General features: G+C 60.9%; 10 protein-coding genes. 6 read left to right on the top strand and 4 right to left on the bottom strand.

Annotated elements, in window-relative coordinates; genetic code table 11:
- The first annotated feature begins 94 nt into the window (after positions 1-94).
- The 5 genes from mmsA (at position 95) to araD (ending at position 7,257) form a co-directional block, all read left to right on the top strand.
- Positions 95-1,633 carry a multiple monosaccharide ABC transporter ATP-binding protein gene (gene mmsA, locus NMA58_RS14930; RefSeq protein ID WP_085779017.1) on the top strand — a complete coding sequence of 513 codons (1,539 nt, stop codon included), beginning with the start codon at positions 95-97 and terminating at the stop codon, positions 1,631-1,633.
- Complete coding sequence (gene mmsB, locus NMA58_RS14925) at positions 1,630-2,841, top strand: multiple monosaccharide ABC transporter permease (RefSeq protein WP_434710901.1); 1,212 nt, start codon at positions 1,630-1,632, stop codon at positions 2,839-2,841. The genes mmsA and mmsB overlap by 4 nt, the downstream gene beginning before the upstream one ends.
- A 116-nt stretch (positions 2,842-2,957) precedes the next feature.
- Entirely contained in the window at positions 2,958-3,953 is a 996-nt protein-coding gene (gene araD1 / locus NMA58_RS14920; RefSeq protein WP_434710899.1) for an AraD1 family protein, read from the top strand.
- Between the two features lie 69 nt (positions 3,954-4,022).
- Positions 4,023-5,456: an aldehyde dehydrogenase family protein gene (locus tag NMA58_RS14915; RefSeq protein WP_221156327.1), complete on the top strand. Its 1,434-nt coding sequence runs from the start codon at positions 4,023-4,025 to the stop codon at positions 5,454-5,456.
- Between the two features lie 61 nt (positions 5,457-5,517).
- Positions 5,518-7,257, top strand: coding sequence for an L-arabinonate dehydratase (araD, locus tag NMA58_RS14910; RefSeq protein ID WP_097597033.1), 1,740 nt, complete (start codon positions 5,518-5,520; stop codon positions 7,255-7,257).
- Positions 7,258-7,721: 464 nt separating this feature from the next.
- On the opposite strand, the gene NMA58_RS14905 is transcribed toward araD, so the two are convergent.
- Genes NMA58_RS14905 through NMA58_RS14895 form a run of 3 tightly spaced genes read right to left on the bottom strand, consistent with a single transcriptional unit; the run spans position 7,722 to position 10,909 of the window.
- Complete coding sequence (locus NMA58_RS14905; protein WP_434710897.1) at positions 7,722-8,546, bottom strand: transglutaminase family protein; 825 nt, start codon at positions 8,544-8,546, stop codon at positions 7,722-7,724.
- A 12-nt stretch (positions 8,547-8,558) separates the two neighbouring features.
- The gene (locus NMA58_RS14900; protein ID WP_085779010.1) at positions 8,559-9,500 is read right to left on the bottom strand and encodes an alpha-E domain-containing protein; all 942 of its coding nucleotides are present in this window, start codon (positions 9,498-9,500) and stop codon (positions 8,559-8,561) included.
- Positions 9,500-10,909 carry a circularly permuted type 2 ATP-grasp protein gene (locus tag NMA58_RS14895; protein WP_183699335.1) on the bottom strand — a complete coding sequence of 470 codons (1,410 nt, stop codon included), beginning with the start codon at positions 10,907-10,909 and terminating at the stop codon, positions 9,500-9,502. Before NMA58_RS14895 ends, NMA58_RS14900 begins: the two co-directional genes overlap by 1 nt.
- A gap of 518 nt (positions 10,910-11,427) precedes the next feature.
- Between NMA58_RS14895 and NMA58_RS14890 the strand changes: the two genes are divergently transcribed.
- Complete coding sequence (locus NMA58_RS14890) at positions 11,428-12,327, top strand: DMT family transporter (RefSeq protein WP_430959558.1); 900 nt, start codon at positions 11,428-11,430, stop codon at positions 12,325-12,327.
- A 133-nt stretch (positions 12,328-12,460) separates the two neighbouring features.
- Here the strand turns inward: NMA58_RS14890 and NMA58_RS14885 are convergent, their stop codons facing one another.
- The gene (locus NMA58_RS14885) at positions 12,461-13,669 is read right to left on the bottom strand and encodes an MFS transporter (protein WP_183699406.1); all 1,209 of its coding nucleotides are present in this window, start codon (positions 13,667-13,669) and stop codon (positions 12,461-12,463) included.
- Between the last annotated feature and the right edge of the window lie 10 nt (positions 13,670-13,679).

Below are 13,679 nucleotides of genomic sequence, written 5' to 3'. Positions count from 1 at the left end.
TAAGCTGGAGGCCGGAGCCTGCGCTTGCGGGTTCCGGCCTTCGATTTTATGATTACCCACCCATTGACGGGCTGGGGACGCTGGAAATTTGACTATGGACAATACCATCCTCGAAATGCGGAGCATCACCAAGACGTTCCCGGGCGTCAAGGCGCTGGAGAACGTGAACCTCAAGGTTCGCAAGGGTGAAATTCACGCATTGGTAGGCGAAAACGGGGCCGGCAAATCGACCCTGATGAAAGTGCTATCGGGTGTTTATCCCACCGGAAGTTATGACGGCGATATCGTCTATGAAGGCGAGACGCGCCACTTCAAGGCGCTGAGGGACTCCGAAGAAATCGGCATCGTCATCATCCACCAGGAACTGGCGCTCGTGCCGTTGCTGTCGATCGGCGAAAACATCTTCCTCGGCAACGAGAACGCCAAGAATGGCGTCATCAGCTGGGACGAAACCTTCAACCGCACCAAGCAGTTGCTCAAGAAGGTCGGCCTGTCCGAATCTCCGAACACGCTGGTGACCGACATCGGTGTCGGCAAGCAGCAGCTCGTCGAGATCGCCAAGGCGCTGTCGAAGAGCGTCAAGCTGCTCATCCTCGACGAGCCGACGGCCTCGCTCAACGAAAGCGATTCCGATGCGCTGCTCATGCTGCTGATGGAGTTCCGCAAGCAGGGTATCACCTCGATCATCATTTCTCACAAGCTGAACGAAATCCGCAAGGTCGCCGACCAGATCACGGTCCTGCGCGACGGCATGACCGTCAAGACGCTCGACTGTCACGCCGACGAGATCAGCGAAGACATTATCATCCGCAACATGGTCGGCCGCGATCTCGAAGACCGCTATCCCCCGCGTTCGGTGCCGATCGGCGAAACCATTCTCGAAGTGAAGAACTGGAACGCCTATCACCAGCAGCACCGCGACCGTCAGGTCCTGCACAATATCAACATTACCGTCCGCAAGGGCGAGGTCGTCGGTATCGCCGGGCTGATGGGGGCAGGGCGCACCGAATTCGCCATGAGCCTGTTCGGCAAGTCCTATGGCCACAAGATCTCGGGCGAAGCATTGATGCACGGCAAGCCGGTCGATGTCAGCACCGTGCGCAAGGCGATCGACGCCGGTCTCGCCTATGTCACCGAAGACCGCAAGCAACTCGGCCTGGTGCTCAACGACACGATCCTGCACAATACGACCCTCGTCAATCTGAAGGCTGTGTCCAATGCCTCGGTCATCGACAGCGTCAAGGAATCGCGCGTTGCGGCCGACTATCGGTCGAAGCTGCGCATCCGCTCCTCCAGCATATTCCAGGAGACGGTCAATCTTTCCGGCGGCAACCAGCAGAAGGTGGTGCTGTCGAAGTGGCTGTTCTCCGGCCCCGATGTCCTGATCCTGGACGAGCCGACGCGCGGCATCGATGTCGGCGCGAAATACGAAATCTATACTATCATCAACCAGCTTGCCGCCGATGGGAAAGGCGTTCTGATGATCTCGTCGGAAATGCCCGAACTGCTTGGCACTTGTGACCGCATCTACGTGATGAACGAAGGACGCATCGTCGCTGAACTGCCGAAGGGAGAAGCAAGCCAAGAAACCATCATGCGCGCTATCATGCGCTCAGGGGAGAAGAAACAATGACGCCGATCAATCAACCCATCGCCGAGCAGGGGCGTGTCGTCTCGATCGGAGACTACATTCGCGGCAACATCCGCGAATACGGCATGTTCATCGCACTCATCGCGATCATGGTGTTCTTTCAGTTTTCGACCGGCGGCGTTCTCTTCAGGCCGCTCAACCTGACGAACATCATTCTGCAGAACTCGTTCATCGTCATCATGGCGCTTGGCATGCTGCTGGTGATCGTCGCCGGCCATATCGATCTTTCGGTTGGCTCGGTCGTCGGCTTCATCGGCGCCATCGCCGGCGTGATGACGGTGCAATGGCACATGAATTATGTCCTGGCGGGTGTCGTCTGCCTGGCGCTCGGCGCGCTGGTCGGCGGCCTGCAGGGCTATTTCGTCGCCTATCACAAGATTCCGTCCTTCATCGTCACGCTCGCCGGCATGCTGGTTTTCCGCGGCCTGACTTTGTTCGTGATGACGGCATCAGGCACCGGCACCAGCATCGGTCCGTTCCCGCCGGAGTTCCAGCTGATCAGCATTGGGTTCCTGCCCAACCTTGTTGATATGGGCGGCATCAACTCGACCTCTATCATTCTGACCGTCATCGGCGCCGTCACCCTCTTCTACATGGCATGGCGCAAGCGGCTGTCGAACGAGCGGCACGGTAATGACGTCGAGCCGATGGGCTTCTTCCTCGCCCAGAACCTTATCGTTGCTGCTGCCGTCCTCGCACTCGGCATTCAGCTGTCGGTCTATCGCGGCTTCCCGAACGTGCTTGTCGTCATGCTCGTTCTCGTCGCGGCCTATGCCTTCATTACCCGCCGCACGACCATCGGCCGCCGCATCTATGCCATGGGCGGCAACGAGAAGGCGACCAAGCTTTCCGGTATCAATACCGAGCGGCTGACCTTTCTGACCTTTGCCAATATGGGCCTGCTTGCCGGTCTCGCCGGCCTGATCGTGGCGTTGCGCCTCAACTCGGCGACGGCCAAGGGCGGTTTCGGTCTCGAACTCGACGTGATCGCCGCCTGCTTCATCGGCGGCGCATCGGCCCAGGGCGGCGTCGGCAAGGTGACGGGTGCGGTGATCGGCGCGCTTATCATGGGTATCATGAACAACGGCATGTCGATCCACGGTCTCGGCACCGACTCACAGCAGATGGTCAAGGGCGCGGTGCTTCTCGCCGCCGTGTTCTTCGACGTCTACAACAAGAACAAGGGCTGAGCACCTCAAGCGCAGCCCAGGCATTCGAAGTCATATGAATGATGGATTCCGGCTCCTGATGGAGCCGGACAGGCGGAGCTTTTCCTGACTTCGCCGGAACGAGAAGGATTGAAGTCGTGCTTATTTCCCAGATCAAAGGTGCCAACGGAGAGATCGTCGTCGCCGTGCGCGAACAGGGCGGGGCGGCCAGGTCGGTGAAAAATGCCGGCAGCGTCTATGCGCTGGCGATGGAAGCCGCAGACGGCGGCAAGTCGCTTGCCTCAGTTATCGAGGCCCATGGTTACGGCGAGGCCGTCGACCTTGAGAAAGCCTATGCGGAAGGCCGTTTCCTGCTGCCGATTACCCATCCCGACGCCGCTCACCTGCATCTAACCGGCACCGGCCTCACCCATCTCGGCTCGGCCGCCACCCGCGATAGCATGCACAAGAAGACTACCGAGGCGGCCGAGGAAACGCTGACCGACTCGATGAAGATGTTCAAGATGGGCCTGGAGAACGGCAAGCCGAAGGCTGGCGAAAAGGGCGTGCAGCCCGAATGGTTCTACAAGGGCAACGGCCATGGAGCCGCAGCCCCCGGCGCGCCGCTCGTCTCGCCCTCCTTCGCGCTCGACGGCGGCGAGGAGCCTGAAATGGCGGGCATCTATGTCATCGCCAAGGATGGCACGCCGTTCCGCATCGGCTTTGCGCTGTCGAACGAGTTTTCCGATCACGTCACCGAACGGATCAACTATCTCTTCCTCGCCCATTCGAAGCTGCGCCCGGCAAGCTTCGGCCCGGAAATCCGCATCGGCGCCGCACCCGACGATATCCGCGGCACCTCGAGCATCAAGCGCGGCGACAAGGTGATCTTCGAAAAGCCCTTCCTGTCGGGAGAGGCGAACATGTCGCACACCTTCGCGAACCTCGAATATCACCATTTCAAATATGGCCTCTTCCGTGTTCCGGGAGATGTCCATGTCCATATGTTCGGCACCGCGACCCTGTCCTTCGCCGACGGCATCAAGACGGAAGAGGGCGACGTCTTCGAAATCGAAGTCCCCGAATTCGGCCTGCCGCTCAGGAATCCGCTGAAGGTGGCGGCCGAAGAAGAGATCGCTGTCAAGCAGCTCTGATTTTCGAGGCCAGGCTGCGTCCGTGGCCGGGCCGTTGTTTGTAAACGGTAAAGGAGGCTTGTTGAGCCCATGACCATTTATCAAAACCTGATCGCCGGCGAGTGGGTCGGCACGAACGCGACGAAGAACATCAACCCGTCCGATACGAACGAGGTCGTCGGCCTCTATGCCGACGGCAGCGCGGAAGATACGAGAAACGCCATCGCCGCCGCCAAGGCCGCCTTTCCGGCCTGGTCGCGCTCCGGCATCTGGGAACGCCACGTCATCCTGAAGAAGACGGGCGACGAGATCATGGCGCGCAAGGACGAGCTCGGCGCACTGCTTGCCCGCGAAGAGGGCAAGACCTTGCCTGAGGCGACCGGCGAAGTCATCCGCGCCTCGCAGATCTTCGAATTCTTCGCTGGCGAGGCCCTTCGGCTCGCCGGCGAGGTCATCCCGTCGGTTCGCCCGAACATCGGTGTGGAGATCACCCGGGAGGCGCTCGGCGTTATCGGCATCATTACGCCGTGGAACTTCCCGATCGCCATTCCCGCCTGGAAGATCGCGCCGGCGCTTTGCTACGGCAACACGATCGTCTTCAAGCCGGCCGAACTGGTGCCGGCCTGCTCCTGGGCGATCGTCGATATCCTCAATAGGGCAGGGCTGCCGAAGGGCGTCCTGAACCTCGTCATGGGCAAGGGCTCGGTCGTCGGCCAGGCCATGCTCGAAAGCCCCGACGTTCACGGCATCACCTTTACCGGTTCCACCGGCACCGGCCGGCGCGTCGCCGCCGCCTCCATCGAGCATAACCGCAAGTTCCAGCTCGAGATGGGCGGCAAGAACCCGATGGTCGTGCTCGACGATGCCGACCTCAACGTCGCCGTCGAGGCAGCCGCCAATTCAGGCTTCTTCTCGACCGGCCAGCGCTGCACGGCGTCCTCGCGCCTGATCGTCACCGAAGGCATTCATGACAAGTTCGTCGCGGCTCTGACCGACAAGCTGAAGACGCTCGTTGTCGACAATGCGCTCAAGGCCGGTACCCATATCGGTCCCGTCGTCGACGAACGGCAGCTGAAGACCGATACCGACTATATCGAGATCGGCAAGAAGGAAGGCGCCAAGCTCGCCTTTGGCGGCGAGGTCATCTCGCGCGAAACACCCGGCTTCTACCTTCAGCCGACGCTGTTTACTGAAGCGACCAACCAGATGCGCATTTCGCGCGAGGAAATCTTCGGACCCGTGGTCTCGGTGATCCGGGCTAGGGATTACGACGAGGCGCTTGCCATCGCCAATGACACGCCGTTCGGCCTTTCGGCCGGCATCGCCACGACCAGCCTGAAACATGCGACGCATTTCAAGCGCAATTCCGAAGCCGGCATGGTGATGGTCAACCTGCCGACGGCAGGCGTCGATTTCCACGTTCCGTTCGGCGGCCGTAAGGGCTCGTCCTATGGCCCGCGTGAGCAGGGCAAGTATGCAAGCGAATTCTTTACTGTGGTCAAGACGGCCTACACGCTGGCTTGAGACTTATCCGATGACCCGGGCCGTACGAGGCGGCCCGGCAATCACCTGAAGGACAGAGATTATGAAGAAGAAAGCGGAATGGCCGCGCAGGCTGAGGTCGCAGGAATGGTACGGCGGCACGAGCCGCGACGTGATTTATCATCGCGGCTGGCTTAAGAACCAGGGTTATCCGCACGACCTGTTCGACGGACGGCCGGTTATCGGCATCCTCAACACCTGGTCGGATATGACCCCCTGCAACGGTCATCTGAGAGAGCTCGCCGAGAAGGTGAAGGCGGGTGTCTGGGAGGCGGGCGGCTTCCCGCTCGAGGTGCCGGTGTTCTCCGCGTCCGAAAACACCTTCCGCCCGACCGCGATGATGTACCGCAACCTTGCTGCGCTGGCGGTAGAAGAGGCAATCCGCGGCCAGCCGATGGATGGCTGCGTGCTGCTCGTCGGCTGCGACAAGACCACGCCGTCGCTGCTGATGGGTGCTGCCTCCTGCGACCTGCCGTCGATCGTCGTCACCGGCGGTCCGATGCTCAACGGCTATTTCCGCGGTGAACGCGTCGGCTCCGGCACGCATCTCTGGAAGTTCTCCGAGATGGTGAAGGCCGGCGAGATGACGCAGGCCGAATTCCTCGAAGCGGAAGCATCGATGAGCCGTTCGTCGGGCACTTGCAATACGATGGGCACGGCCTCGACGATGGCGTCGATGGCCGAGGCGCTCGGCATGGCGCTGTCAGGCAATGCCGCGATCCCGGGCGTCGATTCCCGCCGCAAGGTCATGGCGCAGTTGACCGGCCGCCGTATCGTGCAGATGGTCAAGGACGATCTGAAGCCCTCAGAGATCATGACGAAGCAGGCCTTCGAGAACGCTATCCGCACCAATGCGGCGATCGGTGGATCGACCAATGCCGTCATCCATCTGCTCGCCATTGCAGGCCGCGTCGGCATCGATCTGACGCTCGACGACTGGGACCGCTGTGGCCGCGACGTGCCGACGATCGTCAACCTGATGCCGTCGGGCAAATACCTGATGGAAGAGTTCTTCTATGCCGGCGGCCTGCCTGTCGTGCTGAAGCGCCTCGGCGAAGCCGGCCTTCTGCACAAGGACGCGCTGACGGTCTCCGGCGAAACCGTCTGGGACGAGGTCAAGGACGTCGTCAACTGGAACGAGGAGGTCATCCTGCCCGCCGAGAAGGCGCTGACGTCTTCCGGCGGCATCGTCGTGCTGCGCGGCAATCTCGCGCCCAAGGGCGCAGTGCTGAAGCCCTCGGCGGCTTCGCCGCATCTTCTGGTGCACCGGGGCAGGGCGGTCGTGTTTGAGGACATCGACGACTACAAGGCCAAGATCAACGACGACAATCTCGACATCGACGAGAATTGCGTCATGGTAATGAAGAATTGCGGGCCCAAGGGTTATCCCGGTATGGCCGAGGTCGGCAATATGGGGCTGCCGCCGAAGGTGCTGAAGAAGGGTATTCTCGACATGGTGCGTATATCGGACGCCCGCATGTCCGGAACGGCCTATGGAACCGTCGTGCTGCACACCTCGCCGGAAGCGGCAGTCGGTGGGCCGCTCGCAGTCGTGAAGAACGGCGACATGATCGAGCTCGACGTTCCGAACCGTCGTCTGCATCTCGACATCTCAGACGAGGAACTGGCGCGCCGTCTCGCCGAATGGCAGCCGAATCATGATCTGCCCAAATCCGGCTATGCCTTCCTGCACCAGCAGCATGTCGAAGGAGCCGATACCGGCGCCGATCTCGACTTCCTCAAGGGATGTCGCGGAAATGCTGTCGGCAAGGACAGCCACTGAGCGAAAACGCATTCAGAGATTGGAATCTTTGAAAAGGCGGGGTGAGAGCCCCCGCCTTTTTGTTGCTGACAAGTCGCGAACGCCTCTTTCGTTATGCTCGGGCCTATCCCGAGCATCTGCCTCCGTCGATAGGGTAGCAGATCCTCGGCACAAGGCCGAGGATGACGTCGAGTGAAGAGCTGAAGGCGGGTGAGAGCCGCCTTCCCCGTCGCACTTGTTCGATAAGGATATGGTGGCGACGATGTCAGGCGATGGATCGACAGAGCGCTGTCGTTGCCTGGCTTCAGCTCGCGCCCATCGAGCCTTCCATCGCGATAGACAGCGGCCGGCTAACCTGGCGAGTTTCATACCCACCCCGCCGACCGCATCATTGCCGCTACGGCCCGGTTTCATCGCGTACCGTTGCTGATCGCCGCTTCTAGCCAAGTTTCCGGAATGGCTGGCTATGGGCTGTGAGATGCCGCTCAGCTTTGGCTCTGGCTCTGCATCTGTCCGCCGTCCTCGACCTTCACGGTGACCGACAGCGTTTCGCCCGGTGTACCGATGCGCATGCCTGAAATCGGGGCAGCGTCGCGGTAGCAGAGGCCCGAGGCGATGCGGACATATCGTTCATCCGGGCAGATCTCGTTGGCCGGATCGAAGCCGACCCAGCCGAGGCCGGGAATATGGGCTTCGGCCCAGGCATGGGTCGCCGCCTGTTCGACCTTTTCTTCCATCATCAGATAGCCGGAGACATACCGCGCCGGCACCTGCAGGGCGCGGGCGGCGGCAACGAAGATATGCGCGTGATCCTGACAGACACCGCTCTTCTTCTCCAGCGCCTGTTCGGCCGTCGTCGCAGCGTCGCTGGTTCCTGGCCTGTAGATGACGGTCTCGTGAATGGCTGCCATCAGCGCATGCATGCGGGCGAGCTCGTTATCGCCGTTGACGGTTCTGATCAGTTCCTTCACCAGCTTGCCGCTCCTGGTGAGCGGCGTTTCGCGCAGGAAGAGCCAGAGTGGACAGAAACCGGTATGCGGCCCGGTGACGCCGTTCTGATCCATGGTTTCGACCTCGCCTTCGGTGAGAATGCGCGTCACCTGCTGCTCGCCTTCCAGCGAGACCAGGTTGACGTGGTTGCCGAACTGGTCGTCATATTCGACTTCGGGCGTCGCACCCTCGACCTTCAGCGACCAGCCGAGCACAGTCTGGCCATTGTTTGTCGGCGGTGTCAGTCTCAGCCGTTGCAGGGAGAATTTCGCCGGATCGTCGTAGCGGTATTCGGTGAGGTGGCTGATCTTCAGTCTCATATTCTGATCCGCTTAAACGTAGAACCGGTAGCCGTCGGAAATTTCCATGCCGAGCTGGTTGTTGCGCGCGACGAAATCCTCGAGGAACTCATGCAGGCCTTGATCCATGATGTCGCGGATCGCCCGCGTCTGCAGGGTGGTGCGGATCGCGTCCGCCGTATCGTGGGCGGGAAGCCGTTCCTCGTAATCCTGGGCGAGATAACCGAGATTGCTGACGATCTTCTCGTAGCAATAGGCCAGCGAGCGGGGCATCTGCACATTCAGGGTGAGGAAGTCGGCGATGTTCATTGCCCGGTACTCGCCGTCATAGGCCCAGCTATAGGCGCGGTGCGCGGAGACCGAGCGCAGGATCGATTCCCACTGCACGTTGTCGAGTGATGAGCCGACGGCCGAAACCGAGGGCAGCAGCACGTAATATTTGACGTCGAGGATGCGGCTCGTATTGTCCGCCCGCTCGATGAAAGTGCCGATGCGGGCAAAGTTATAGAGTTCGTTGCGTAGCGTCGAGCCGTGGAAGGCGCCGCGGATGAGGCCAGCGCGGCGCTTGATGACGTCGATCACCTCCGGCATGTCGGCGGCTTTCACGCGCTTTTCGAGCAAAGATTTCAGATCGATCCAGCATTCGTTGGTTGCTTCCCAAGTCTCCCGCGTCAGCGCGGTGCGCACCATGCGGGCATTGTTGCGGCCGGAGTCGATGCAGGACATGACGCTTGACGGGTTTGAGCGATCGCGCAGGAGATAATCGATCGCATCGGCATTGGTCAGCTTGGCGTGGCCCTCGTCATAGGCCTCGCGCACGCCGGCACTTTGCAGCACGCCATCCCAGTTGTCGTCGCCGGCGCTGCTGCGGGTCAACGACATGCGCAGCCCGGCGTCGATCAGGCGGGCGATATTTTCGGCGCGCTCGATGTAACGGAACATCCAGTAGAGGCCGTTTGCAGTTCTTCCGAGCATCAGTCCTCCAGTACCCAGGTGTCTTTGGTGCCGCCGCCCTGACTGGAGTTGACCACCAGCGAGCCCTGCTTCAACGCCACGCGGGTGAGACCGCCCGGTATGATCTGGACCTTGTCGGAAACGAGTACATAGGGACGAAGGTCGACATGGCGCGGCGCGATCCCCTTGTTGACGAGGATCGGCACGGTGGAGAGCGACAGGGTCGGCTGGGCGATGTAATTGTTCGGTTTGGCCTTCAGCTTTTCGGCGAAATCTGCGCGTTCCTTCTTCGATGCCGTCGGTCCCACAAGCATACCGTAGCCGCCGGAGCCGTGCACTTCCTTGACGACGAGCTCCTCCAAGTGCTCCAGCACGTATTTCAGGCTTGATGCTTCCGAGCAGCGCCAGGTCGGGACGTTTTCCAGAAGCGCCTTGCGGCCGGTATAGAATTCGACGATCTCCGGCATGTAGGAATAGATGGCCTTGTCGTCCGATATGCCGGTGCCCGGCGCATTGGCGATGGTGATGTTGCCAGAGCGGTAGACATCCATGATGCCGGGAATGCCGAGGGCGGAATCGGCCCGGAATGTCAGCGGATCGAGGAAATCGTCGTCGACGCGGCGATAGAGCACGTCGATCGCCTCGTAGCCACGGGTCGTGCGCATCTTCACCTTGCCGTCAATGACGCGCAGGTCCGAGCCCTCGACCAGTTCGACGCCCATCATGTCGGCCAGGAACGAATGTTCGTAGTACGCAGAATTGTAGATGCCGGGGGTCAGCACAGCGACGCGCGGCTTGCCGGTACAGCCGGGAGGCGCAAGCGACGCAAGGCTCTGGCGCAAGAGATAGGGGTAATCCTCGACGCGCTGCACCTTGTTCTCATGGAAGAGCTCCGGGAACATCTGCATCATGGTTTCCCGGTTTTCCAGCATGTAGCTAACACCGGAAGGCGTGCGAGCATTATCTTCCAGCACGTAGAACTGGTCTTCGCCTGTTCGTACGATGTCGGTGCCGACGATATGGGTGTAGACGCCGCCGGGCGGGCGGAAGCCGATCATCTCCGACAGGAAGGCAACGTTGTTCTCGATCAGCTCGCGCGGAACGCGGCCTGCGCGGATGATCTCCTGCTTATGGTAGATATCGTCCAGGAAGGCGTTGAGCGCGATCACCCGCTGCTCGATGCCCTGGGCCAGCTTGCGCCATTCGCGGGCGGAGATGATGCGGGGGATAATATCGAAGGGGATGAGCTTTTCGGAACTGTCGGCATGGCCGTAAACGGCGAAGGTGATACCGGTCTTCCGGAAGATGTTTTCCGCGTCGCGGGACTTGGCAATCAGATGCGACCGGTCTTGGCTGTTGTACCACTCGAAATATTTTTCATAAGGCGGGCGGGGGCTTTCGTCCCCGGTAATCATTTCATCAAATGCCAAAGGTGCGGCTCCCCTTTTTTGTTCATTTGAATACAACGCAAATTGCAATGCAAGAACCATGCGCAGTTCGGGGAAAAGTTTTTGCGGTGCGGGAAAGGGGTGAAAATCCGGGCATTCGGAGTGAGGTGTCGCGGCGGAGAGGGTGTTCCGTCTGCCGGGGCTGCGCAAAATGTGGGCAGGTGATGGTTTTTCGGTCAAGCGGTTTAAAGGGTGCATGCGCTTCCTCCCTCATTTCTGTGCCTGTCACAGGAATCCAGCCACCGCGCGTTTGCGCGGTGAATGACTCTGTGACGATGATGAGAGTCTCCCGCGCCCAAGGACTTGTGCGCACTGGATTCCTGTGACAGGCACAGGAATGAGGGAGATTGGGAAAGCGCCTGCGATTCTTCGCCGTGGTGGCATGGCCCCGCCTGTCGCCCGCAACATCAGCGAAATTTCACGTAAGCATCAACGCTTCGCCTTTGACTGCGGTGCCCGGGTGCCGTTATCAGCACGGCGAATCTTTCTTGCGAGCCCCCATGTCCCTCGATCGCCTTGCCCCCGCTCTCTTCGTTCTGCTCTGGTCCACGGGATGGGTGGTGGCGAAATATGCGGCGCTGCATTCCGAGCCCTTCACCTTTCTTTCGATACGCTACGCGCTGTCGGCCCTGGCATTCCTGGTGCTCTGCCTGTTGATGCGGGCGCAATGGCCGACAAGCCGGGCGACGTGGCTGCGCGCCATCTATTCCGGCTTCTTCCTGCATGGTTTCTATCTCGCCGGCCTCTGGTGGGCGATTGCCAATGGCGTGCCGGCCGGCATATCGGGGATCATCGCGGCGCTGCAGCCGCTGCTGACCGCAATGGCGGCGCCCTTTCTCGTCGGCGAGCGGTTGCAACAGACACAGAAGCTCGGCCTCGGGCTCGGTTTCATCGGTATCGCCATCGCGATTTCGCCGAAGCTCTTCGATCCGGCGACGGCCGATCTCAGCCATGCGGCGCTGCCGCTGGCGATCAACCTCATCGCCATGGGCTCCGTCACTTACGGCACGCTTTACCAAAAGAAACACTTGCAGTCGGGGGATCTCAGAAGCATCGCGACGCTGCAGTATGTCGGTGCGCTAATCCTCACCCTGCCGTTGTCGCTGATCTTCGAAAACCAGCATTTCGATGGCACCGCGCAGGCCTGTGGCGCGCTTCTCTGGTCGGTCTTCGGCCTCTCGATGGGCGGTGTCGGGCTGCTGCTTTACCTCATCCGCCGCGGACAGGTCTCGCGCGCCGCCTCGCTCATCTACCTGATGCCGCCGGCGGTGGCGTTGGAGGCCTTCGTTGCCTTCGGGGAACCGCTGACGCTGCCGCTGATCATCGGCACCGCGATCGTAGTGACGGGCGTATATATGACAAACCGTAGGGTCGTTCAGCAAGCGCAGGCGAGCGCATAGGCTGATGGCTGGGCCAAGGTCGAACAACCGGATGGCTTGAACCTCAACTGAGCGAGGTCGCCGGCGATTGCCGACGACCTCATATCTAGAGCGTCATAGAGCGCTACTCGGCCCATCAAGCAGCAAGCGACGATCAGCTGCGGGGCTGCAGCAGCGCCAAGGCAACCGTCGACGCCGCCAGGAGAGCGGTGAGCGTCAATGGTCCCGCAGCGCCGTAGTGGTCGACGATATAGCCGCCAAAAATCGCGCCGCTACTGATGGCCACTTGAAAGGAGACGACCATCAGGCTGCCCGCCGCCTCCAGAGCGTCGGCGGCCGCGCGGGAAAGATTGGTCGGCAGCACTACCGGCGCCATGCCGAAGGCAAAGCCCCAAAGCGCAACGAGCGCAAACGCGACGGCGGTATGAGCGCCCCAAAGCAACAGAGCGAGTGCGGCAAAAGCCATCAACACCGCCGTGACTGCGAGTGCTATGCGGATGCTCGCGTCGGCCATCCGGCCACCGGCAAGATTGCCGATCACCGAGGCGATGCCAAACCCGAGCAGTGCCAGGGCGATCGATCTGGTTTCAAGGAGCGTCACTTGTTCAAGGAAGGGACGCACATAAACCGATCCGGCAAAATGTCCGGTCATCAGCAAAAGGATAGCAAGCATTCCCAGTTGAACACCGCGCCGTCGTGTCAGCCGGAAAACATCAGCGAGACTGTTGCTTGTGCTTGCCGGGAGCGTCGGCAAGCTGAGCACCTGCAGCAGCATGGCAAGCGCGGCAAGCCCGGCTGTCATCGCCATGGCGCTGCGCCATCCCAGCCAATCGCTGATCAAAGCACCCATTGATGGTGCAGCTATCGTGGCGAGCGAAACGCCGAGGGTGACGATAGCCATGCCCCGACCTGTCGCGTTGGCGCCGACCAGCCTCGCCACGACCGCCACGGAAAGCGCCCAAAAGCCGCTCAACGCGATGCCCAGCCCAGCCCGGCCCAACAACAACAGCCAAAAATCGGTCGCTAAAGATGCGAGTATATTGGAGCCGACTGCCAACGCACTGAGACCGACCAGCACCACCTTGCGGTTCAGTCTGCCGATAAGAACATTGCTCAAAAGGGCCGTCACAGCTCCGACGGAAGCGGTGGCGGTGACGACCTGTCCGGCCGTTCCCTCGGAAATGCCGAGATCGCGCGCCATTGGCGTCAACAGTCCCGCCGGCAGGAACTCAGCAGATACCAGTGCAAAGCTGGTGGCCGCCATCGAAACAACCGCAAACCAAGTCGCCGCGCTCCACGCGGATGGTTCAGCCGTCTCCAGGCCAATTGCAGCCTCGTCGAATTGTGATGTTGTGTCCGTCATAGATGGATCT

Origin of the sequence: Rhizobium sp. YTUHZ045 (assembly GCF_051124255.1) — a bacterium.
Taxonomy (GTDB): Bacteria; Pseudomonadota; Alphaproteobacteria; order Rhizobiales; family Rhizobiaceae; genus Rhizobium.
Note: the sequence above shows the minus strand (reverse complement) of the source record. Positions and strands in the feature narration are given on the sequence as shown.